This window comes from Streptomyces sp. NPDC054866, from assembly GCF_053610745.1.
Genome location: NZ_JBSGZA010000007.1, coordinates 99,104 through 117,982, shown reverse-complemented (window position 1 = coordinate 117,982; position 18,879 = coordinate 99,104). Strand labels below are relative to the sequence as shown.

Genomic DNA, 18,879 nt, shown 5'->3' with positions numbered 1-18,879 from the left:
CTGTTGACTTTAAGGAGGGTGATCGACACAGTAGTCCCGATAAGGCTTACCTAACCTCCCTTGGAGCCGCCTCATGCGCCGTCCGGCCGGTCTCGCCATGGACCTCACCCCGCTGCGCGTGAGCCGAGACTTCCGCCTGCTGTACGTCGGGTTCCTCGGCGCGATGTTCGGCACGCTCATGACGAGCGTCGCGGTGGCGGTGCAGGTGTACGAGGTGACCCGGTCTCCGTTGCATATCGGCTTGGTCAGCCTCGCGCGGGCCCTGCCCTTGGTGGTCGGCGTGCTCGTCGGCGGAGTCCTGGCCGACCGCCACGACCGCCGCCTGTTGATGCTGCTCACCCGGCTTCCGCTCACAGTCGTAGCGGCGGCTCTGGCAGTCAACGCGCTGATGCCGGACCCGCGGTTGTGGCTCATCTACGTCGCCACCGCTGTGACCGGACTTCTCGCTGGGCTTGGCGGCCCGGCCATGCTGGCGGCCATCCCGGCCTTGGTCGGCACCGAACGCCTGGCAGCGGCAGGCGCACTCACCTCTGCCTCCACCCAACTCGCGGCGCTGGTGGGGCCTGCCGTCGGTGGCATGCTCATCGCGGGCCCCGGTCTCGCGGCCTGCTTCGCCGTGGACGCGGCCGGCTTCCTGGTCTTCTCGGCGACCCTGTTCTTCGTGCGGCCGCTTCCTCCGACGGCGGCGCGCGCAGGCAAGGGCGTGCGGCAGGCGTTCGCGGCGGTGGCGGACGGTGTGCGCTTCGTGCGGGGCCACAGGCTCATCGTGGGCCTGCTGCTCATCGACGCCGCGGCGATGGTCTTCACGATGCCGCAAGCGCTCTATCCCGTCCTGGCCGACCAGCAGTTCGGCGGCGGCCCGGGCGTGGTGGGCCTGCTCTATGCCGCGCCCGCCCTCGGAGCGCTGATCGGCGCGGCTACCAGCGGCTGGACAGGCCGAGCCGGCGGTCACGCCCTGGTCGGCGCCGTCCTGCTGTGGGGGCTGTCACTGACAGGCTTCGGCGCCACCTCGTACCTTCCGGTCGCTCTCGCGCTGCTGGCCTTCGCCGGGCTCGGCGACCTCATCTCCGAGACCCTGCGCTCGGCGCTTCTCCAGCACGGCACACCGGACGAACTGCGTGGCCGGGTCAGCAGTCTGTGGATGGTCCAGGCGACCGTCTCGCCTGCCCTGGGCAACGCGGCCGTCGGTTTCCTGGCCGAACTGACCACGGCGCGAACCGCCGTGGTCACGGGCGGCCTGGTCTGCGTCACGGCCACGGTCGTGGTAGCCGCAGCCTTCCCGGCACTGCGCCGCGCCCGCCTCACCGCGCCGCACGCCGAGGTTCCGCGCAAGGGGTCCGATGCCGAACCCGCCGATACGGCGGCGCCCACGGACGGCTCGAAGCAGTACTAGCCGCCCGGCGCTTCGTAGGCGCTGATGACGTACAGGGCTTCGTCGTCGATCGCGTTCTTCTCCCCGTCCAGCGAGATCCGCACCGGGCGCCCGTCGGCCGTGTACTTCGCCTCCGCCTTGTCCGCCCCGTCCCGCCGGGCCTGCTCCATTTCCTCCAACAGTTCGCCGATGGTGGGGACTTCACCGGGCATCTGCTTCACCACGCGCCGAGCGCTTGCGTCGAGACCGGCCGACTCGGCCACCTTGCCGTCCCGCACTGTCACCCGGAATGTCCCGAGCAGGGAGCGTTCGCCCTCACTCGACTTCAGCGTGTAGGCGTACGAGGGGGGCTCCTCCCAGGCAACCTCGCTCCGCGTTGCGGCGCTGTCCGGATCAGCGCAAGCGGCGGTCGCGCACATCAGCCCCGCGATCAGCGTGACAGCGGACATGGCATGGAGACCGGGGCGTACGGCGGTCATGGCAGCTCCCTTGGAGGCGGTTACCCCTACGACGCTGATCGGCCCCATAGCGTTCAGGCGGACTCGTCTGAGGAGGGAGCGGACCCCCCCAGACGCCACCACCAGTTCCGCGGGGCGGGGCGTGAGTCTGCGGATGCCGAATGGCCCGCCGGTAAGCGTGGACCGGTGTCGGCCGTAGGAATGCGTGAGGGCCTGGAAGATGCTGGCCTCGTCGCGGGCCTGGCCGACCGTGGCCGTGGGGATTAGGTTTTCGTGGTCTGCGAGTTCGGCCAGCTCAGCTGCCGCGGTCTATGCGGATGAGCTCCGCATCGGGCAGATCGGTGACCTCTTCGCCGCGGGTGGGATGCACGGGTCGGTGTCGTGGACGGATCCCGCCGGGTAGGTGCGGCAACTGCCGGACCAACCGCCCGCGTCGTACAGGCTCGCGTGCGCCGGGTCCGCGAGGATTTGCGCGGCGACGCGCAGGGCGTGCTCGGCGCCTTGCACGAGAACGGGGTCTGGCTTCACCGCCTTCGCCAGTTCCCCGGGGCGCAACCGGCTGCCGCCAGCCCCTTGTTGGCTGCAGCCACTAAGGCGTGTCCGTCAAATGCGAGCCCAGACCAGCACTGCGGCGAGGACCGCGGCCGAGCGGTAGACGATCGCGAGCTTGTCGAATCTCGTGGCCAGGCCCCGCCACTGCTCGAGCAGGGCGAAGGACCGCTCGACCACGTTGCGGTTCTTGTAGGACACCGGATCGAACTTCAGCGGACGCCCGCCTCCTGAACCGCGGTGGCGACGGTGCTCCTGCTGGTCGCGCCTTTCAGCGATGACCGCGGTGATCCCGCGGGCCTTGAGCGCCACTCGGATCGCGCGGGAGGAGTAGGCCTTGTTCCCGAGCAGCATGGTCGGGGTTGTGCGCGGGCGGCCTGCTCCGATTCTCGGGACTCGCAGGTCGCCCAGCAGCAATGGCAGGCACTGGCCGTCGTGCGCCTGCCCGGGCGTCACGACGGCGGCCAGCGGTCGGCCCTGACCGTCCACGGCGTGGTGGATCTTCGTTGTCAGCCCGCCGCGGGAACGGCCGATAGCGTGCCCGGCAGGCTCTCGGTGAGCGTCAAGGCCCTGCCCTCGTGCTGCGGCCCGGCACTTTTCGGGGCGGCCGGTGTTGGTGGCGTGCTGGTGAGCCCGGGTGGTGGTGGAGTCCACCGCCACCCGCCAGTCAATCCTCATCGTCGTCCGTGCGGGCGAGCAGGACGCCGAGCACGCGATCCCAGGTCCCGTCGGCGGCCCTGCGACGGTGGCGGGCCCACACGGTCTTCCAGGATCCGAACCCGGATGGGAGGTCTCGCCACGATCGCCTCCACAATGCGGCGGTGATCGGCCCACGGCCTGCCACGACAACCGGTACTGGAGGGCAGCCGAGGTTGGATGCGGTCCCACTGCCGGTCAGTCAGCCGGGCGTGACGGGGCATCAGGATCAGACCACAGAGGAGCTGCGCACCTGGGCCAGCAGCCCGGCCGGGTTCATTCGATCTTCTTGATCACCCGGGCGGGAGCCCCCGCGACCACAGCGCCGGCAGGGACATCACGAGTGACCACCGCACCGGCAGCGACAACTGCACCAGCACCGATGGTCACCCCTTGCGTGATCACGGCAGCCGTCCCGATCCAGACGTCGTCCTCGATGACGATCGGGGCGAAGGAGAGGTACTCGCGGCGCTCGGCCAGGGGCAGTGGATGGCCTCCGGTGACGAGGCTGACCTTCGGGGCGATCATGACGCCGTTGCCGATACGGATGCCTCCCTTGTCCATGAAGGTGCATCCCTGGTTGACGAAGACGTTCTCCCCGAACGTCGTGTTCAGCCCGCACTCGGTAAAGAACGGCGGGTAGATCGTCACCGAGTCCGGCAGTGGGCCACCGAACACAACAGAAAGTAGTTCCGTGCGGCCTTCGCTGTCGCTGAACGGAAGCACGTTCAGTCGAGACGTCGCATCAGTCACCTCCACGATCCGCTCCGCATGACGCGCGAACTCAGGTGTCTGGACATACATAACCTGCTCTGTGCGGGTAGACATGCGCTCATCCCACCACCGCGCAGAACAATCGATCAAACAACCCTGCACCACACTAGACACAACCAAAAGTTGTGAAGGTAGGCTGGCAAACGTGGATGTTGAAGCGCTGCGGACGTTCGTGGCCGTCGCCGAGACCGGCCAGTTCCAGGCGGCGGCCGACGAGCTGGGGATCAGCCAGCAGGCGGTCTCCAAGCGGATCGCGGCCCTGGAGAGGCACCTCGAGGTCATGCTCCTGGTGCGGACCTCCCGAGGCTCCCGGCTGAGCGTGGACGGGCAGGTCTTCCTGCCGCATGCCAAGAAGGTCTTGGCGGGCATCGAGCAGGCCGAGCAGGCCGTGCGCCCCGGAAGCCGTCCCTTGCGCGTCGATGTCCTCAACCGGCGCATCGCCCCGGCCCAGGCCGTCTACCAGTTCTACCGTTCCCACCCCGGGACGGACCTGGACGCGGTCACGCTGAGCAAGGAGAACGCCGCCCAGGCCGCCCAGGCGGTGCTCGAAGGGACCATCGACGCGTCCTTCCGTGCCCTGTCGGCAGGCCATGTTCCGGCCGGGATCAGCGCCGAACGACTCCTGGACGCACCCCTGGAGCTCTTGGTCGGACCCGGCCACCCGCTGGCTGACGCGCCCTGGGCCCGTCCTGCGGACCTGGCCGGCCACCGCATCTGGATCCCCGGCATCAGGCCGGGCACGGAATGGGCGGCGTTCTACCAGGCACTGTCGGAGGCCTTCGGCCTGAGCATCGACGCGCTCGGCCCCAACTTCGGCGACGAGGCCCTAATGGACGCGCTGGCCGACTCGGCCTCGCTGGCCACCCTTGTCGGCAGCGGGGACCGGTACCTCTGGCCCCAAACCCACGACCTGCGGCGCATCCCGTTGCACGACCCGACCCCGGTCTACCCGCACGTGCTGCTGTTCCGCAGCGGAGACCAGCACCCCGTGCTGACCGCGCTACGCGACCATCTGCGCACAGCGAGCCCGCGAGCCCCGCGCGACGTGTGGGCACCGGACTGGGTAGACCGCTGACCAGTTGACCGAATTAACAGACACGCCCTAGTGGGGTGGCCACCGCGTCAGAGCCTCCGAGGCTCGCTGACGGCGGGTTGAGGCTCGTGGAGTGAGGCCGACGCTTGTCGCCAGCGATGAGAGAGCCAACGCCCGCCATCCTGAGCGAGCGAGCGAGTGGGTGGGTGCAGACGTCGAGACGGACATCCGCCGCTGCGCCGCGTGCAGCAGACGTACGTACACTCCTGTCTGACCATGGGGCAGCAGCAGCCGATGAGGAGGAGCCGGTGAGGCATCTACGGCTGCTGGGATGCGTCGCGGCTCTGGTCATCACGGCGGGGTGCAGCAGCGAGGCCTCGTCGTCGCCTCCCGAAGCTCGCACCTCCCGCGCGCCGGTCAGCCTCGGTTTGAACCGGATCGGCTCCTGGTTCAAGAACAAGCCGAACATCCTGGATGTGGGCTTCACCAACCGACAGCGCGCCCGTCCAGAGGTGACTGTCGAGCTGCGCATCGGTCTGGGGAAGCACCGGGACCAGGTGCCGTCGGCCGCATACGGCGACGACCGTCCAGAGAACGACAACTGGAAGAAGCTGACGCTCTCCACGCCTCGCGCAGGCCGGATCGGCGGCAAGAAGAACATCGTGACGAGCGGCTCGTTTCGCCTGCCGCTACAGGCCGGGCCGAGCCGGACGCGGTTCAGGATCACCCCACCCTTCGGCCCGCGGACCGAGGGCGACCGTCTGCCCGTGGAGGTGGCGTTCAAGGATCATGGCCGCCTCCTCGGACGCGAGTACCTGGGCGTCGAGTTGGAGGCGCTCTCCGCCACAGTGCTTCCCCGGCGCGGCGCCACGCTGCGCAAGGACGGCCGCTGGACGCCGTTTGAAGCCGCGGTCACCAACGACTCGCAGAGGCCTTACCCGAAGGTCCGGGCCCAGCCCGAGTTCAGCACGTGTGAGGAGAGCGACGACCCTGTCGAGGAGTGTTCCTCCTTCGGCGAGAGCATGACGTCGCAGGTGCGTGCTCAGTGGTACGACGGCAAGGCCTGGACGGATGTGCCCAGACAGGAGGCCGATCAGGGTGACACCCTGCTCGTCCCGGTTGGTGCCGTGCCTGCGGACAGCACGAAGAAGGTCAAACTCCGGTTTGCCGCCTCGCGAGGAGGCTTTGAGAACACCGACCGTCTCCAGTTGACCTTCGGTGTAGCCGGTCTCGCCGACGGAGCCAGGGAACGCTCCGTCTACTACGACGTCGCCATCCGCCTCACCCTCCGCTGAACGAAAGCGGCGTCGGTACCGCAGTTGGGTCCAGAGAGCAGGAGTTCGCCGTCCCCGCAGGTCTGCGGGGACGGCCCGCGGCCCGAACGTGCCGATCAAGGTGCAGCTTGCGCGATAGGCACAGGGCTCGACCGACTTCGTCCATCACCGCGCCCGCCTGGGCATCGACGTCCAGCCCGTCCAACGCCTGCCGGGCACCCGCGGGTTCACGTTCACTCCGCGCCGCCGGACCACCGAACGCAGCATCGGCTGGCTCATGCACCACCGCAGACTCGCCCGTGACTACGAGTGACACCCGCACCGATCCGAACCCATGATCCACCTCGCGATGATCGCCCTCATGGCCCGCCGCCTCACCGGCGAAGCCACCCCAAACTGGCGCGAAGCCTGACTCCACGGACCAAACGCGAAACCCAGGGCGCAACATACTGTCAGACACCCACTAACAAAGTCCTCTTAGCCCTCGATCAGGGTCCCCGGCGGGACCTCCGCGTCCTTCGCCTTGTCACCCGGCTGCAACTGGCGGTCGTAGCAGCCCTGACGCCAGACCAGTTTCTTGAACTGCTCCGGAGTGAGTACGCCCTGCCAAGGGGTGCCGCCCGGGCAGAACACGCCCTCGCAGCCGTAGCAGTAGTGCGCCGGCAGCCAGAACTCGTTGGCCAGTGTCTCGCCGGACGTCTCGGCGTCCTTCTCCCGGCCGTCCTGGCGCACCACCGCGAGGGTGGCGGCGAGGATGAGCAGCCCGAGGACCACGCCACCGACCGTGTACAGCTGGTTGTTCTCCACGTCGCCCTGGTAGACGAGAGCGCCGCCGATCCCGAGGCTCAGGACGAGCCCCTCGAGGAAGTGGAGGCAGCCCTCGCCGCTCTTCTCCGGGCCCTTCGCCAGGCGGGTACCGAGGTTCTTGGTCAGGGAGCCCTTGCCGGCGTGCGCCTGTTCGACCGTCCGCACCTCGGCTCCGCCGCAGCGCGGGCATATCGGCGTCGGCGGTTGCGGCGTTCCGTCCTTTGTCATGAGCAGAACGCTATCTGGTGCGGGTGTCGGTGCTGACGGCGGAGTGCGGTGCGGCCGGCGGCGCTGACGCGTGATGCAACCTGCTCCAGTGACCCTCCGCGACCGCTTTCCAAACCCCCACCCCGGGGTTCGGCCTCGGCCTGCCTCCAGCTTCATCCGATCCCGGCGAGGACCGGCAGGGGCCTCTCATTCAGCGAGATCCATCAACGCCTCGTGTCGCACAGCCCAGCTCGTCGACGCAGAAGGGATCGACGCTGTCGCACCGCTGCTACTGACCCTCCTCGCCGCTGCGTACCCTGTCGTGGCTACGCTGCCCCTGTCCCGCCGCCGCTGATTCGGAACGCTCCTCGTGCCTCCTTCTCTCGAACTCTGGTTGCTCCCGACGGTCTTCATGCTGCTCGGCGCTGTCACGAGCGCAATCGCGTGTCGTGCCCTCCTCCGGGACCGGAGACTGCGCCGGAAGGGCGCGAAGGCGGAGGGTGTGGTGACCCGCTTGCACCCCACCAGGATGAGTTCCAACCGCTCGAGCCCCTCGACCATCGTGTACTGCCCGGTCATCGCCTGGACCACGGCTGACGGCCGCCCCATGGAAACCGAAGGCCACATAGCCCGCGCGCTCCACCGCAACGCGCCACCCGGCACCCCGGTCACGGTCTACTACGACCCGGCAGACCCCTCCCGCTGGACGTTCCCGTCCGCGGCCACCCGCATCTACTGGCTCGTCGGCGCAACGGGGGCGATCTTTGCGCTAATTGGGGTAGGAATCGCACTGGTAATGGTGTTCTGGGGATCTTCATTTGAAAAGTGCGATTGGGGTACGAGCGACTACAGCACCTCGTGCCCCTAGGGACCGACGGGCGCGGGTTGCGCAAGGGAACCGGTCCTCCACCGGGAGGACTTCATTATTCGCGCGATTGCGCGACTTTCCATCTCGCGTCGAAGCGACGTCCCAGCACAGGCCCTGGTCCACCTCGTGTGGAGCGGTCACTTTCCGTGACGCCAATAGGGCTCGTGTGCGCAGGAGTTCGAACCCTGCGCGGCAGGATAGGCGTCGATAGGGTCAGCGCATGGGGCGCTTGAGGCCGATCGAACCGTTGTCGGAGCCGCTCGCGGACGGGGTGGTCGCTGTGAGGTTCCGGCGTGAGTCGGATCTGCATGCGATCGGGGCGGCAAGCCATGACTCCGATACGCGTCGATGGCTCAACGACACCCCCATGGATGAGGCTGCTCGCAGCACGAGCATGTCCCGGGTCGAGGAAGCCTGGCGAACCGGACAGGCGGCACCACTGGTGATCGCCGACGCCACGACAGAAGAACCCACCGGGATCGTCAACCTGCAGTTCCGGGCCGATGACGTGGCAACCATCGCTTACAGCGTGTTCCCTGCCCATCGCGGCCGGGGCATCGCCCCACGGGCCGTGCAATTGGTCGTGACATGGGCCCTGCATGACCTTGGGTTGACGCAGATCCTGCTTGAGGCCGCCGCGGAGAACACGGCCTCGAGCAGGGTGGCCGAGAAGTGTCAATTCCAGAGGATCGACAGCCGGGTTGAGGCAACCGCAGAAGGGCACCACACGATGATCGTGTTCGCTTGCACGAAGAACTGATCCTGGATGCAGGCCTCTGGTCGACTTCCCGTAATCGCGTACGCAGCGTGACTGGCGATCTGCGTTTGCGGCGGTTGAGTTCGCCCGGAAATCGCTCGGCTGGACTGCGGTGTGGTCGACAGTCCTATGCCGTCAACGAAGTGCTGCCGCAGCTGGATGAGCTGCTGTTTCCCTCGGTTGAGGTTGTTCTGGTGGAGTCGGTCGAGGTGAGCGGCGCGGTCGTGCGGGTCGCGGCTCGGGCGAAAGCCAAGCGGGCGGCCTGCACGGGGTGCGGATGTTGGTCACGCCGAATACACGGCTCCTACCTGCGATTTCCTCGTGACCTGCCAACAGCGGGCAAGTTCGTCGTGGTGTCGTTACGGGTGCAGCGATACGTCTGCACGGAGGACTCCTGCTCACGGGAGACCTTCGCCGAGCAAGTACCCGGACTCACTCGCCGGTTCGGGCGACGGACCGAGCGGCTGCGATCGACACTGGTATCGGTCGGTCTTGCGCTCGCAGGCCGGGCGGGCGTCCGCATGACGGATGCTTCCAAGATCCCGGTCGGCAGGAACACTGGTTGGAGCGCATCGTGCCGTACTCGGCGCCGACCGGCGTACTGCTGACGGGCGTCGAACGGTTCTCGACCCACACCATGCGACATCTGTGTCTGACGGATCTGGCGAGGATGGGCTGGGAGTTGCATACCATCGCCTCGTTCGCCGCCAGGCCGCCCTTGTCCCCAGACCTGATGCGGCGGTTCACCGGGGGCACGAGTTACCGCCCCTGTGCCCAGCCCGCGAACTGTCGCGCAGCAGCCACCACAAGAAGGGCAGCAAGCCCGGGTGATCACGGCTTAGGCACGCTCAGCTCACTCCAGTGTGATGACAAGTACGGTCCAGAGATGGACATAGTCAGTGGCGTTGTCGGCATCGAGTACTCGCACTTCTACATCCACGAGGACATCGGGACCGATGTGGAGGGTGACGACAGGACACCCGACTTCCGCACTGACGAGCCTGTGATCACTACCCCCGGTCAGCTCACTGTCGTCAGCTGCGTCCAGTCACACGACGCCTGGGTAACCCTTATGCTCACCCAGGCCGAGCCTGTCCAACAGCCGGAACAATGGCAGTTACTCGGTATGTGGCCCTACACGCCGATTTCCAGCGGGCGGATGAGCCTGTCCGGCCCCACCACAGGCCCTGCAACACCAGCTGCAGCCTGGCTTCCAGGTCCCAAGGGATACGCCCCAGCCCTACAGCTCGACCCAGCCACGGCCTACACCGTCCACGTCTACGCCAGGGGCCGCCAAGACTCCCGAGCCAGGTACGAAGCTGCCATGGCCCGCGAAGAATGGGGCCTTCATGAAGGGTTCGAGGACTACGTGGTCGCCTTCATCCCCGCCGGACACCCACCGACTCCAGACGGGAGCTGACTCCCATGCCCTGCATGCAGCGGGGAACACCGCGCAGCTGGATTACGTGACGGGAGCCAGCAATTCGGGACGACCTCACGTCCGCCGACGTACCGCCCTACCGCGACAACGCTCTCAGGGGATCGCGGGACACATCCTGAGCTGGTTCGCAAACGCGGGAAGCGGCGCGACCGTACCGTCGGTCTACGAGGCCAGCTTCTCAGGCGGCTGCTTGGAGCTCGGCCTTCTCGCGTGCTTCCTCGCGGACCCGGGCGCAGCTTTCCCGGTTGAGCTGGGAGACGTGCATCGGGGAGATTTCGAGCTCTCCAGCCTCAGGGCACCGAGGTCCGCCTTCGGAGCCGCTGGGGGCGACAGCTCGGTCATGGTGCCCTTCCGCAAATACTGCCGACGCAAGCGCGTGGCCTCTATGCCATCAAGTCGAGGACGGCCCACACCTGGCGGCCCTCGGCGGTCATCTCAGCACTGCAGGACACCGCGCCCAGCTCCAGCATGCGGGGCAGTACGTCTTCCCCGGCGGGCTTGTCTGTGGGCTGGTGGCTGAGCGCCAGGATGAGCACCTGATGGTTCTGTTCGGCCATGTGCACGCTGACATGGCGACCGCCGTCGGCGACGACGATGGTGACCATGTGCCGCAGCAGACTTTCGAGGTGTTCCGGTACGTGGACTCCCCACTTGGTGAGCCTGCCGCTGACCTCCTTGAACGCCTTGGCGCCCGCCCAGGGTTGGGCCTCGAGGTTCCATGCGGCACCTTGCCGGTTCTTCATCACCGGGCGGCCGGTGCGCGATCCGCGCTGCGGGAGCGGGAAGGTCGCCGGATCGATTCGGGTCTGGGGCGGCGGAGGCGACGGCGGCTTCTTCGGCGGTGGGGGAGTCTTGGGCGGGTAGTCCGGGCGCGGCTTGGTGGCCTCTGGCTCGGCGTGCGGTTCCATGAGGGCCTCCCGGCGCAGCGTGCATCCATCGTAGAAGCTGCCCCTCGCGCCCGGCCGGTGAACAACGGATCCCCGTACGCCCGTTGTGGCCGACCCGCGTGCCAATGGCTTCACGGATGAGCGATGTCCCCGTTGGGGAGCGGGTTTTGGCCCCACTTGGGCCTCGGAATGGCCTTGGTCACCGGTGAGATTTGGCCCCACCGGGCGGTGATTCTGGGAGGCAGACCGGCCGGTGCCAGGCGTGGGCCAAGTCGTGGTGCAGGTGGCCGGCACCTCGTACAACGACGCGGACTCCGGCCTGCGCGCGGGATTGCGGCAGGACCTGCTCCCACTGGCCCTCCCGCACATTCCCGGCCTCGACCTGGCCGGAGTCATCACCGAGGTCGGCGAGGGCGTGCCCAACTGGCGTGTGGGGGACGCGGTGGTCGCGCTTCTGCCGGCGGACGCGCCCGGCGCGGCCGCCGATTACGTCGCCGTATCCGCCAAGGCGCTGGCCACCGCCCCCCGCACCGTCGAGTTGGCCGACGCCGTGGCCCTGCCCCTCGTCGGGCTGACGGCATGGCAGGCGCTGTTCGAACACGCCGACCTCAAGTCCGGGCAGAACATCCTGATCAACGGCGCAGGCAGCGCGGTGGGCGGGTACGCCGTCCAGTTCGCCGCGCAGGCCGGTGTCACTGTGACCGCGACCGGCGGTGCGCGCAGCCGCGATCGTGTCCGCTCCTACGGCGCGGACCGCATCGTCGATTACGCCGTGACTCCCGTTGTGCAGGCGCTGGCCGGGCAGCATTTCGACGTGGTGCTGCAGCTGGCTTCCGCCGACCCCGAGGAGAACGCGCAGTTGGTGGGCCCGGTCGCCGACGGCGGAGCCTTCGTCAGCGTCACCACTCCCGGCCCGCATGATGCCGGGCGCGGGGTGCGCACGGTGCACGTGTTCGTGCGCAGCGACGTCAGCCAGCTCGCCGAGCTGGTCGCCCGCGTCGCTGCCGGAGAGCTGGCGATCGAGGTGGCTCAGCGGCTAGCACTGGCCGACCTGGCCACGGTCCACGCCCGTGCCGCCGGCCGGTTCGCCCGGATCGCCGAGCTGACCGCCCGGGCCGAGGGCGGAGACCTGGCCGAGCGACTGTGTGCCTACCAGGCGACGGTCCGCGCCCCGGCTGCCGCCGGGGACCTGATCGGCAGGACCGTCCTGACTCCCTGACCCGAGCGACGCCGGCACCGGCCCGGCGACCGTGATGGCGCCCTTGAAATCGGGCCAAGTGATGCTCGCAATCGCATCCTGCCCAGACATGTTCAGTGGAGCGGGCCATCGGAAAACTGAAGCAGTTCAGAGCCGTGGCCATCCGCTATGACCAGCGCGGATACGTCTACTCGACATTGTCACCGCCGCCGCAGTCGATATCTGGCTCCGCTCATGATCGGCCCACACGGATGGGGCCGACCATAAGGTGTTCGAACCGGGGCCGCACCGCAGAGTTCGCCCGCCGCTCTATGTCAGGAGGACCTGTGCAACGTGGAGAAGTCTGGTGGGCGGATATCGACGAGCGGCGGCCGGTCGTACTGCTCTGGGAGGAAGAAGCGTCCGAGTTCCGGGCGATGCAGGTCGTCGCTCCCGCCGGCATCGAGCTCAGCGGGGTGGCCGCTGAGCTGCCAGTAGGTGCCTCCGAAGGACTACCTTTTGAAGGCGTCCTGCGAGTCGCATTGCCCCGCCCCGGCCTCATCCCCTGCACGTGGCTGGTCACCTTGACCCGGAAAGACCTGGTCGAGCGGGCGGGAGTCCTGTCGTCCGCGAAGCTCGGCGATCTCCAGGAACTCCTTCGCCTCGGTGGACTTGAGCAGGAGCCTGCACCGTGACCGCCAACGCACTCCCCGTCAGGCTCCGATCATGATCGAAGAGACAGGTCCGCTGATGGACTGCGTGCCGGTCAGGTTCGAGGATGCTCGTCCGGTACGGCTGTTTCGGTGGCCGCCTGGTGGGCGCCGTCATGGCTACAGGGTGGGCAGGCCGTAGAGGGAGAACCTTCGTCCGCCGGAGGGGCCCGAGGCGAAGCCCATGCACAGCTGCGGTTCCCTCGACTGGGGCCCGCGCAGCACGGCAAGGCCTTCGGGCTCGCGGTGCGTGAGCCGGCGGCCGACCTGGGAGTTGTGTCTCTGCACTACCGCCCCCGTGCGCAGGTCGATGCAGTGCAGCAGCACCGTGTTGTCCGGCCCTGAGGACCTTTTGGCGCCGCGGCCGGAGCCCATCAACTGGTACGCGTAATCGCCGTCCAGTGCCATGCCTTGAAAGGGCAGACCGAGGTCCAGGCCCGGCTGAGCGAAGTCGATCAGCGGCCTGAAGATCCCGGCAGTGAAGGCGTCCAGGTTGTAGAGCGCGTAGCGACGGCGGTCGGGGAGCGCGTAGCGCAGCAGCAGACGGCGGTTGTCCAGGTCGAGGGCGGCGCAGTTGGCGCTCGAGCCGGGGCGCGGGCGGTAGACGGTCACACGGCGGTCAGCGCTGCGCAGCACGGTGTTCTCGGCGTACGGGAAGCGGCCGATCGCGCGCCCGTACCCGGAGGCCGGGTTGGCGTTGCACTCGACCCACAGCCTGACGGCTCCGCCCACGATGCTGCGGGAGCTGTCCACGCTGATCGCGGTGCCGTGGCCGAAGCCCTTGAGGTACATCCGGCCCAGCACCTTGCCGCGCATCGACAGCCGGTTCAGGCACAGGTCACCGGCATCGTGCCGCTCAGCATGGCTGTAGGCGCGCGATTCGCCCGGGAGCCGGACCCCGCCCGGGATCAACTGGAGCGCGTAGACGTGCCCGTGGAGCTCGTCGAAGGCGAAGGACTGCATCACCGTCGCGTGATGCAGCGTCTTCTCGTGGATCAGGCGGGCGCCGGGGCCGGCCAGGTTGAAGCGATCACTCAGAACGTCCGGGGCGCTGTCCCGGCCAAGGGCAAGGGCCTTTGGGCCGCTGAGCGCTGCTGTCGCAAGCACCACACCGCTGAGACCGAGCACCGTTCTGCGGCTTGGCGACGTGAGGCCAGGCGCTGTCGATGAATCGGTATCCTGTCGAAGTCGCATTTGAGCACTATCAACACCCGTACACCTGCATGGGGAACGGGCGCGCGGCGGTGCCGTGAAGTTCAGCCATTCGCTGCGCCCGGTGGCTACGGCCGACCTCCGGGGAAACGAGGATCCTGACCGTGCGCCCGCTCGTACAGCGTGCGACCCGTACTGGCGCCGAGGATGCGCTGAAGGGTCGCCAATGAGGCATCGGCGAGAGCGCCAATGGTCGTCAGACCGATCCCCCCAGCGTCTGTGCCGTGGACGGGCCCACGCCCAACAACGCGGACACCGACTTCGGCCGCAAAATGCGGCCACCGCCTCGGGCTCGGGTCCCACCACGGTCACGCCTCCACGCGAGGTAACCGCCGCAGCCATGCCTACGGCCATCCGGTTGCCGGCGCTGGAGCGCCCCAATGAGCCAAAGACGCCATTGCCCTGGTCACCGGGGTGGTCGAAGGCCGCCTGGGCATCGGCGAGGTCGCCGCGGCGCTGAAGACCTGGACCTGGCCGGCGGAGATCAGGCGGGATGAGCTGAGTGCTGACCCGCATGCGTTCCATGGGTAGTGTGCTGCGCGGCGAGCGCATGCGCGGACCGGCGCCAAAGAGCGTGTATGGGGCGGGAGTCGTCGGGTGACGGGGATGGTTGTGGTCGGCTTTGCGCTGGCTGGCGTACTGGTTGCCATGGGGTGCGTCACGAAGGACCGGATCCGTGCGGTACGGCACGCCCTGAACCCTGCGGCGCCTGAGCTTCCCGATGCCGCCTTCGCTGTCGGCCGCGTGGTGCTGTTCAGCCTGGCTGCGGTCGGGGTGTTCACCATGTTCCGGTTGATGGGTGCCTCGGATCGTACCGAGTGGAGCGATGACGAACTGGCGGGTGCGGCGGAGCAGGCCGTGGCAGCTCTGAACGGCAGTTCGCGCTTCGGCGACATCTTCGGTGACGACAGCGGTTTCGACGATGAGTACGCGACGATGATCGAAGATGAGGTCGTCGAGCACGGCGGCGGCGACGCCCCGCCGAACGGGGTGGATGCCGCTGCGGCATCCACCAATGAGGCATCCGACGCGAGTTACACCGTGGCCGCCTCCGGGGCGCGAGCGACCGTGTGCGTGCATGTTGAGCGCACGAGGTCGAAGGGCGACGACTACGAGCCCCCGGGCGTGGCCGGCGGCCCCGGTGTGGTGACCGTTCCGAGCTACCGGTTCGCGGTGACCAGCAGCGCCGGAGACTGTTGAACGACGCCGCGCGGCGGGAGATCGAGCCGCGCGGCCCAGATGGCCTGGGGGAGACCAGCGGCAGCACGATTGCCGAGCGTTCTCCCATACCCGGCCAGACCACCAACCGCGATCCAGCGGGTTACCGCGCGAGTTGCAACCAGAACTGGCGTGCCGCCGGCTCGCCACCAACAAGGAGGCCCCTTTCCGTGACGGTGCGCATCGACCGGCATGCACTGCCGACAGGGCCGGAGGCCGAAGCGTACGCGCAACGGCTCGGCCAGTACTGCAGCGAGAGGATCGAACAGCTGGAGGAGTCGACGGCTGTCATCGACGGGGACTTCGACACGGCGCGCTTGGTTCTGCGAGCGCGTTGTGTCCTTGACCCGCGGGCGGCAGCGGTAGAGACGTGGGAAGCCGCTGTCACGGCGATGCAAGTGGGGACGGCGCTGTTTGCCGTCACCAGCGTCAGCGAAGGCACCGTGGAATGCGTCATACACCGCAAGGTGCGCGGCCTGCGAGCCATCGGCCCGATGCCTACCGCGGATGCGGGCACCTGGTTGCAGGCATTCTGGCTGGCTGTCATCTGCCGCGAGCAGGAACGGATGACGCAGCTGTGTGAGATCCCGCTGGAACGCTTGCGCGCTCCGGACGGGAAGTACGACGAGTACATCTACCACTGGGTCGACACCCTGCAGACCTACTGGCTGCGCCGGCCCGGCCTGGTGGAAAAGCTCACGGCCACGTTCGAAGCGTCCGACCCGTCGACGGCACGGATCGCCCCGCGAGACCTGCTGGACGGCATCCTCTATCCGCCGATCCACCTCTTCTACCGCTTCGTCACCAAGGACGACGAGGGCTTTGGCCCAGCGTTGGCCGAGGCGCTCAAGTTGCACCAGGTGTACTGGACCTTGAACGAGGACCGGGTGAGCGACATCGACGGCAGCATCGCTCTGGGCCCGCTGGCCATCGCCTGCCTGGCCTACGACGGGAAGATTCCCATCGAGGTCGAGTCGCCCTACCTGCCCCACCACCTCCTGCAGCACAGCTGGCTGGGCGAGTTTCCCACCTGAGAGGACCTCTCCCGGCCGAGGCCACCGTTGGCGAGCTGTGACTGCGCACGGCCGCAAGGGCCGTTGAACCGGTCGTGCACGCGGGCCCGGGGTGAGAACGCTCCTCCGGGCCCGCAACGGGTTCTGCGCTGCCGTCCCGCCAAGCTCACCGTCCTGGACGCCGAGGGTCGCCCACTGGTCACCTATGCAGCCCAGCCCCTCGCGCCCCAGTCGAGGCAAGCAGACCAGGTCATCCTCGTCAGGCCCCCAAGCTATAACTGACCCGAGTGTGGCGGGGCTCGCCTGCGCCCCGGACACCGCCAACACCCCGGCGGCGCTACCGCCGGACATCTCGCGCCGCACCACAGCAGCTGAGCCAGAACCCGAAGACCTCAACACAGCCATTGACCCGCCCCCGGGCGATTCCAGCCAGCGCTTACTCGCTGAATGCGGCCGCCAGCCAGGTCCGCCAGACGTGACGCGTATTCGGCACCTCAGGGCGGTCCAGGAGCCAGAGCACATACCCGGCATGGCACCGCGCCCAGGGGTTGTCCGAACGGGCGGCCGTTTCAAGCCTGCCGCGCAGGTCGTCACAGTCCACAGCCCGGGCCACGCGCACGTACTCGCGGTCCTTGCAGCGGTATGGCCGCTGGACAACGATCTCGATCAGGTCCACAAGCTTGGTTCTGGCTGTCTCATCGTGGTGAGTGACAGCCACATCTCGGATGAGGCTCTGCTTGGCACCCCATGCCTTGGCGTGCCGTGTCCACTCCTGCGGATATCTCGCCTCCCACTCCAGGAAGAGCAGTGCGTAGGGGAGGCCCGGCCACGCGACGATGTCTGAACCGGCCGGCCGGTCCCACAATCCGTCGGGCAGCGAATACCCCCGGACCTTCTGGTAGTTCCTGCTCGCCGCCATCAGCCCCAGCGAAAACCTCCGTCGCCACGACCTGGCGAGCCGATCCCAAGCGTCCTGGGTCTTCCTGTCTGCGTCAGCCAGATGAACAAGGGCCGCAGCACGTTCAGCCGGATCGCTTGCTATCAGCCCGTACGCCCAACCCAGCCGCTCGTGCCACACATCGGCACCATCGATGCTCACGTCCGCTTCCTCATCACCCGGTAGATCATGCTCTACGTCAAACCGAAACCGGCCCTCATTTACCCCGGTGAAGCACCGCACCTCGTCAGCCGTTGGAAGCACAGTGACAAGAATCCTGCCGTTGAACGCGTAACACGATCTTGTTGAGGCTTCCTGGTTGGGCGTGACCAGTGTGAGGATTCGGCTGTTCGTGATGCCGTAACGCTGCGCTGTGATGATTTAGGGGGCGCCTGACCTGGGTTTCGGCGCCGTCGTGTCGAAGCGTGGCGGCCTCGGCATAGGCGAAGGCGCCCTCCAGAGTGTGCAGCCGCACTCCGGTTCGGTCGGGCACGGCAAGCCGACCGCGAGCGGACCTGCCGGATGGCCGCCGAGACGGTGGAAAGGGTCACGTCGAACAGCGCGGCCAGGACTGTCGTGCCGCCTCCCGGGGGGCGGCTATGCCCGCTTACGACCATCGGCCCGGGAAAGGGCCGACCCTGGTGTTCCTGCACTATTGGGGTGGTTCCGCCCGCACCTGGGACCTTGTCGTCGACCGCCTCGCGGATCGTGACACGCTCACAGTCGACTTCCGCGGGTGGAGCCGGTCGAGCGGTCTGCCCGGCCCCTACACGCTCGGTCAGCTCGCCGACGACACGCTCGCCGTGCTGGCCGACGTGGGGGTCACCGACTATGTCCTGGTGGGGCACTCGATGGGCGGCAAGGTCGCACAGATGGCCTCGGCCACCAGGCCCGCCGGCCTGCGCGGCATCGTTCTGGTCGGCTCCGGCCCGGCGAAGCCCGCCGCACAGATCACTGACGAGTACCGGGAAGCTCTTTCCCACACCTACGACTCCGCCGAGTCCGTCGCCGGAGCGCGGGACCACATCCTCACAGCGACCGAGTTGCCCGCGTCGGTCAAGGCACAGATCATGACCGACTCGCGGACCGTCGCCGAAGCCGCCTGCACCGAGTGGCCGCTGCGTGGCATCGCGCAGGACATCACCGAGCACACGCGCATGGTCAGCGCTCCCGCCCTCGTGGTCGCCGGAGAGAAGGATCAGGTCGAGCCTGTCGATGTGCTCCGCTGCAACCTGATGCCTTGCCTATCCCAGGCCGACTTCATGGTGATCCCGCACACCGGTCACCTGATCCCGCTGGAAGCCCCGGCCGACCTCGTCGACGCCATCACGGCTTTCGCACCAGCAGCCTGCCGATCCGCGTGGCCCGACGACGGGCTTCGTCACTGATCACCCGCCCGACTCCCCATATGACAGGCCATGCCCTCATCCCGTCGTGGGAGTTGCACTACGTGGACATGTCCACAAAGAGCGTCGGACGCGGATACGGC

20 protein-coding genes and 2 pseudogenes are annotated in these 18,879 nt (G+C 67.9%); 13 read left to right on the top strand and 9 right to left on the bottom strand.

Annotation, left to right across the window (positions count from 1 at the left end; genetic code table 11):
* The first annotated feature begins 73 nt into the window (after positions 1-73).
* Positions 74-1,393, top strand: coding sequence for an MFS transporter (locus ACWGI2_RS31440; protein ID WP_453699029.1), 1,320 nt, complete (start codon positions 74-76; stop codon positions 1,391-1,393).
* Here the strand turns inward: ACWGI2_RS31440 and ACWGI2_RS31435 are convergent.
* The 4 genes and pseudogenes from ACWGI2_RS31435 to ACWGI2_RS31420 form a co-directional block, all read right to left on the bottom strand.
* Positions 1,390-1,851: a DUF6174 domain-containing protein gene (locus ACWGI2_RS31435; protein WP_453699028.1), complete on the bottom strand. Its 462-nt coding sequence runs from the start codon at positions 1,849-1,851 to the stop codon at positions 1,390-1,392. The genes ACWGI2_RS31440 and ACWGI2_RS31435 overlap by 4 nt on opposite strands.
* A 288-nt stretch (positions 1,852-2,139) precedes the next feature.
* Positions 2,140-2,358, bottom strand: coding sequence for a hypothetical protein (locus tag ACWGI2_RS31430; RefSeq protein WP_453699026.1), 219 nt, complete (start codon positions 2,356-2,358; stop codon positions 2,140-2,142).
* A 75-nt stretch (positions 2,359-2,433) separates the two neighbouring features.
* Positions 2,434-3,299, bottom strand: a pseudogene (locus ACWGI2_RS31425) (IS5 family transposase).
* A gap of 52 nt (positions 3,300-3,351) precedes the next feature.
* On the bottom strand, positions 3,352-3,879 hold the full coding sequence (locus ACWGI2_RS31420; RefSeq protein ID WP_453400568.1) for a DapH/DapD/GlmU-related protein: 528 nt from the start codon (positions 3,877-3,879) through the stop codon (positions 3,352-3,354).
* 115 nt (positions 3,880-3,994) lie between these two features.
* Between ACWGI2_RS31420 and ACWGI2_RS31415 the strand changes: the two genes are divergently transcribed.
* The 3 genes and pseudogenes from ACWGI2_RS31415 to ACWGI2_RS31405 form a co-directional block, all read left to right on the top strand.
* Positions 3,995-4,924 carry a LysR family transcriptional regulator gene (locus ACWGI2_RS31415; protein ID WP_453699024.1) on the top strand — a complete coding sequence of 310 codons (930 nt, stop codon included), beginning with the start codon at positions 3,995-3,997 and terminating at the stop codon, positions 4,922-4,924.
* A 266-nt stretch (positions 4,925-5,190) separates the two neighbouring features.
* Positions 5,191-6,177 carry a hypothetical protein gene (locus ACWGI2_RS31410; RefSeq protein ID WP_453699022.1) on the top strand — a complete coding sequence of 329 codons (987 nt, stop codon included), beginning with the start codon at positions 5,191-5,193 and terminating at the stop codon, positions 6,175-6,177.
* Positions 6,178-6,316: 139 nt separating this feature from the next.
* Positions 6,317-6,568 (top strand): annotated as a pseudogene (locus ACWGI2_RS31405) (IS5 family transposase); the annotation flags it as partial.
* A gap of 65 nt (positions 6,569-6,633) precedes the next feature.
* Here the strand turns inward: ACWGI2_RS31405 and ACWGI2_RS31400 are convergent.
* The gene (locus ACWGI2_RS31400) at positions 6,634-7,191 is read right to left on the bottom strand and encodes a hypothetical protein (RefSeq protein WP_453699021.1); all 558 of its coding nucleotides are present in this window, start codon (positions 7,189-7,191) and stop codon (positions 6,634-6,636) included.
* A 391-nt stretch (positions 7,192-7,582) separates the two neighbouring features.
* Here ACWGI2_RS31400 and ACWGI2_RS31395 point away from each other — a divergent pair, with 391 nt between their 5' ends.
* The 4 genes from ACWGI2_RS31395 to ACWGI2_RS31380 all read left to right on the top strand — a co-directional run bounded on the left by ACWGI2_RS31395 (position 7,583) and on the right by ACWGI2_RS31380 (position 10,215).
* A complete protein-coding gene (locus ACWGI2_RS31395) occupies positions 7,583-8,038 on the top strand; it encodes a DUF3592 domain-containing protein (protein ID WP_453699019.1) in 456 nt (151 codons plus the stop codon).
* Between the two features lie 220 nt (positions 8,039-8,258).
* Entirely contained in the window at positions 8,259-8,798 is a 540-nt protein-coding gene (locus ACWGI2_RS31390; RefSeq protein ID WP_453699018.1) for a GNAT family N-acetyltransferase, read from the top strand.
* A 47-nt stretch (positions 8,799-8,845) separates the two neighbouring features.
* Positions 8,846-9,403 (top strand): transposase family protein, encoded by a 558-nt coding sequence (locus ACWGI2_RS31385; RefSeq protein ID WP_453699442.1) that lies wholly within the window; start codon positions 8,846-8,848, stop codon positions 9,401-9,403.
* Positions 9,358-10,215, top strand: coding sequence for a hypothetical protein (locus tag ACWGI2_RS31380; protein ID WP_453699016.1), 858 nt, complete (start codon positions 9,358-9,360; stop codon positions 10,213-10,215). The genes ACWGI2_RS31385 and ACWGI2_RS31380 overlap by 46 nt, the downstream gene beginning before the upstream one ends.
* A 404-nt stretch (positions 10,216-10,619) precedes the next feature.
* Here the strand turns inward: ACWGI2_RS31380 and ACWGI2_RS31375 are convergent, their stop codons facing one another.
* Positions 10,620-11,144, bottom strand: coding sequence for a hypothetical protein (locus ACWGI2_RS31375; protein WP_453699015.1), 525 nt, complete (start codon positions 11,142-11,144; stop codon positions 10,620-10,622).
* A 241-nt stretch (positions 11,145-11,385) separates the two neighbouring features.
* Between ACWGI2_RS31375 and ACWGI2_RS31370 the strand changes: the two genes are divergently transcribed.
* Together ACWGI2_RS31370 and ACWGI2_RS31365 are read left to right on the top strand one after the other, a co-directional pair.
* Entirely contained in the window at positions 11,386-12,342 is a 957-nt protein-coding gene (locus tag ACWGI2_RS31370; protein ID WP_453699013.1) for an NADP-dependent oxidoreductase, read from the top strand.
* A 305-nt stretch (positions 12,343-12,647) separates the two neighbouring features.
* Complete coding sequence (locus ACWGI2_RS31365; RefSeq protein WP_453699012.1) at positions 12,648-12,995, top strand: type II toxin-antitoxin system PemK/MazF family toxin; 348 nt, start codon at positions 12,648-12,650, stop codon at positions 12,993-12,995.
* A gap of 135 nt (positions 12,996-13,130) precedes the next feature.
* On the opposite strand, the gene ACWGI2_RS31360 is transcribed toward ACWGI2_RS31365, so the two are convergent.
* Together ACWGI2_RS31360 and ACWGI2_RS31355 are read right to left on the bottom strand one after the other, a co-directional pair.
* On the bottom strand, positions 13,131-14,117 hold the full coding sequence (locus tag ACWGI2_RS31360; protein ID WP_453699010.1) for a phage baseplate protein: 987 nt from the start codon (positions 14,115-14,117) through the stop codon (positions 13,131-13,133).
* A gap of 173 nt (positions 14,118-14,290) precedes the next feature.
* Complete coding sequence (locus ACWGI2_RS31355; RefSeq protein WP_453699441.1) at positions 14,291-14,422, bottom strand: DNA polymerase thumb domain-containing protein; 132 nt, start codon at positions 14,420-14,422, stop codon at positions 14,291-14,293.
* Positions 14,423-14,828: 406 nt separating this feature from the next.
* Here ACWGI2_RS31355 and ACWGI2_RS31350 point away from each other — a divergent pair, with 406 nt between their 5' ends.
* Complete coding sequence (locus ACWGI2_RS31350) at positions 14,829-15,422, top strand: hypothetical protein (RefSeq protein ID WP_453699008.1); 594 nt, start codon at positions 14,829-14,831, stop codon at positions 15,420-15,422.
* Positions 15,419-16,474 (top strand): immunity 49 family protein, encoded by a 1,056-nt coding sequence (locus ACWGI2_RS31345; protein ID WP_453699007.1) that lies wholly within the window; start codon positions 15,419-15,421, stop codon positions 16,472-16,474. The genes ACWGI2_RS31350 and ACWGI2_RS31345 overlap by 4 nt, the downstream gene beginning before the upstream one ends.
* 415 nt (positions 16,475-16,889) lie before the next feature.
* On the opposite strand, the gene ACWGI2_RS31340 is transcribed toward ACWGI2_RS31345, so the two are convergent.
* Positions 16,890-17,552, bottom strand: coding sequence for a hypothetical protein (locus ACWGI2_RS31340; RefSeq protein WP_453699005.1), 663 nt, complete (start codon positions 17,550-17,552; stop codon positions 16,890-16,892).
* A 437-nt stretch (positions 17,553-17,989) separates the two neighbouring features.
* Between ACWGI2_RS31340 and ACWGI2_RS31335 the strand changes: the two genes are divergently transcribed.
* Positions 17,990-18,778 carry an alpha/beta fold hydrolase gene (locus ACWGI2_RS31335; protein ID WP_453699003.1) on the top strand — a complete coding sequence of 263 codons (789 nt, stop codon included), beginning with the start codon at positions 17,990-17,992 and terminating at the stop codon, positions 18,776-18,778.
* Positions 18,779-18,879: the final 101 nt, after the last annotated feature.

What these genes read in the sequence shown, in the direction of transcription:
- ACWGI2_RS31395 (WP_453699019.1), top strand. Translation starts at nt 7,583, where the DNA reads ATGCTGCTCGGCGCTGTCACGAGCGCAATCGCGTGTCGTGCCCTCCTC.
- ACWGI2_RS31350 (WP_453699008.1), top strand. Translation starts at nt 14,829, where the DNA reads ATGGTTGTGGTCGGCTTTGCGCTGGCTGGCGTACTGGTTGCCATGGGG.
- ACWGI2_RS31390 (WP_453699018.1), top strand. Translation starts at nt 8,259, where the DNA reads ATGGGGCGCTTGAGGCCGATCGAACCGTTGTCGGAGCCGCTCGCGGAC.
- ACWGI2_RS31375 (WP_453699015.1), bottom strand. Translation starts at nt 11,144, where the DNA reads ATGGAACCGCACGCCGAGCCAGAGGCCACCAAGCCGCGCCCGGACTAC.
- ACWGI2_RS31440 (WP_453699029.1), top strand. Translation starts at nt 74, where the DNA reads ATGCGCCGTCCGGCCGGTCTCGCCATGGACCTCACCCCGCTGCGCGTG.
- ACWGI2_RS31400 (WP_453699021.1), bottom strand. Translation starts at nt 7,191, where the DNA reads ATGACAAAGGACGGAACGCCGCAACCGCCGACGCCGATATGCCCGCGC.
- ACWGI2_RS31420 (WP_453400568.1), bottom strand. Translation starts at nt 3,879, where the DNA reads ATGTATGTCCAGACACCTGAGTTCGCGCGTCATGCGGAGCGGATCGTG.
- ACWGI2_RS31335 (WP_453699003.1), top strand. Translation starts at nt 17,990, where the DNA reads ATGCCCGCTTACGACCATCGGCCCGGGAAAGGGCCGACCCTGGTGTTC.
- ACWGI2_RS31435 (WP_453699028.1), bottom strand. Translation starts at nt 1,851, where the DNA reads ATGACCGCCGTACGCCCCGGTCTCCATGCCATGTCCGCTGTCACGCTG.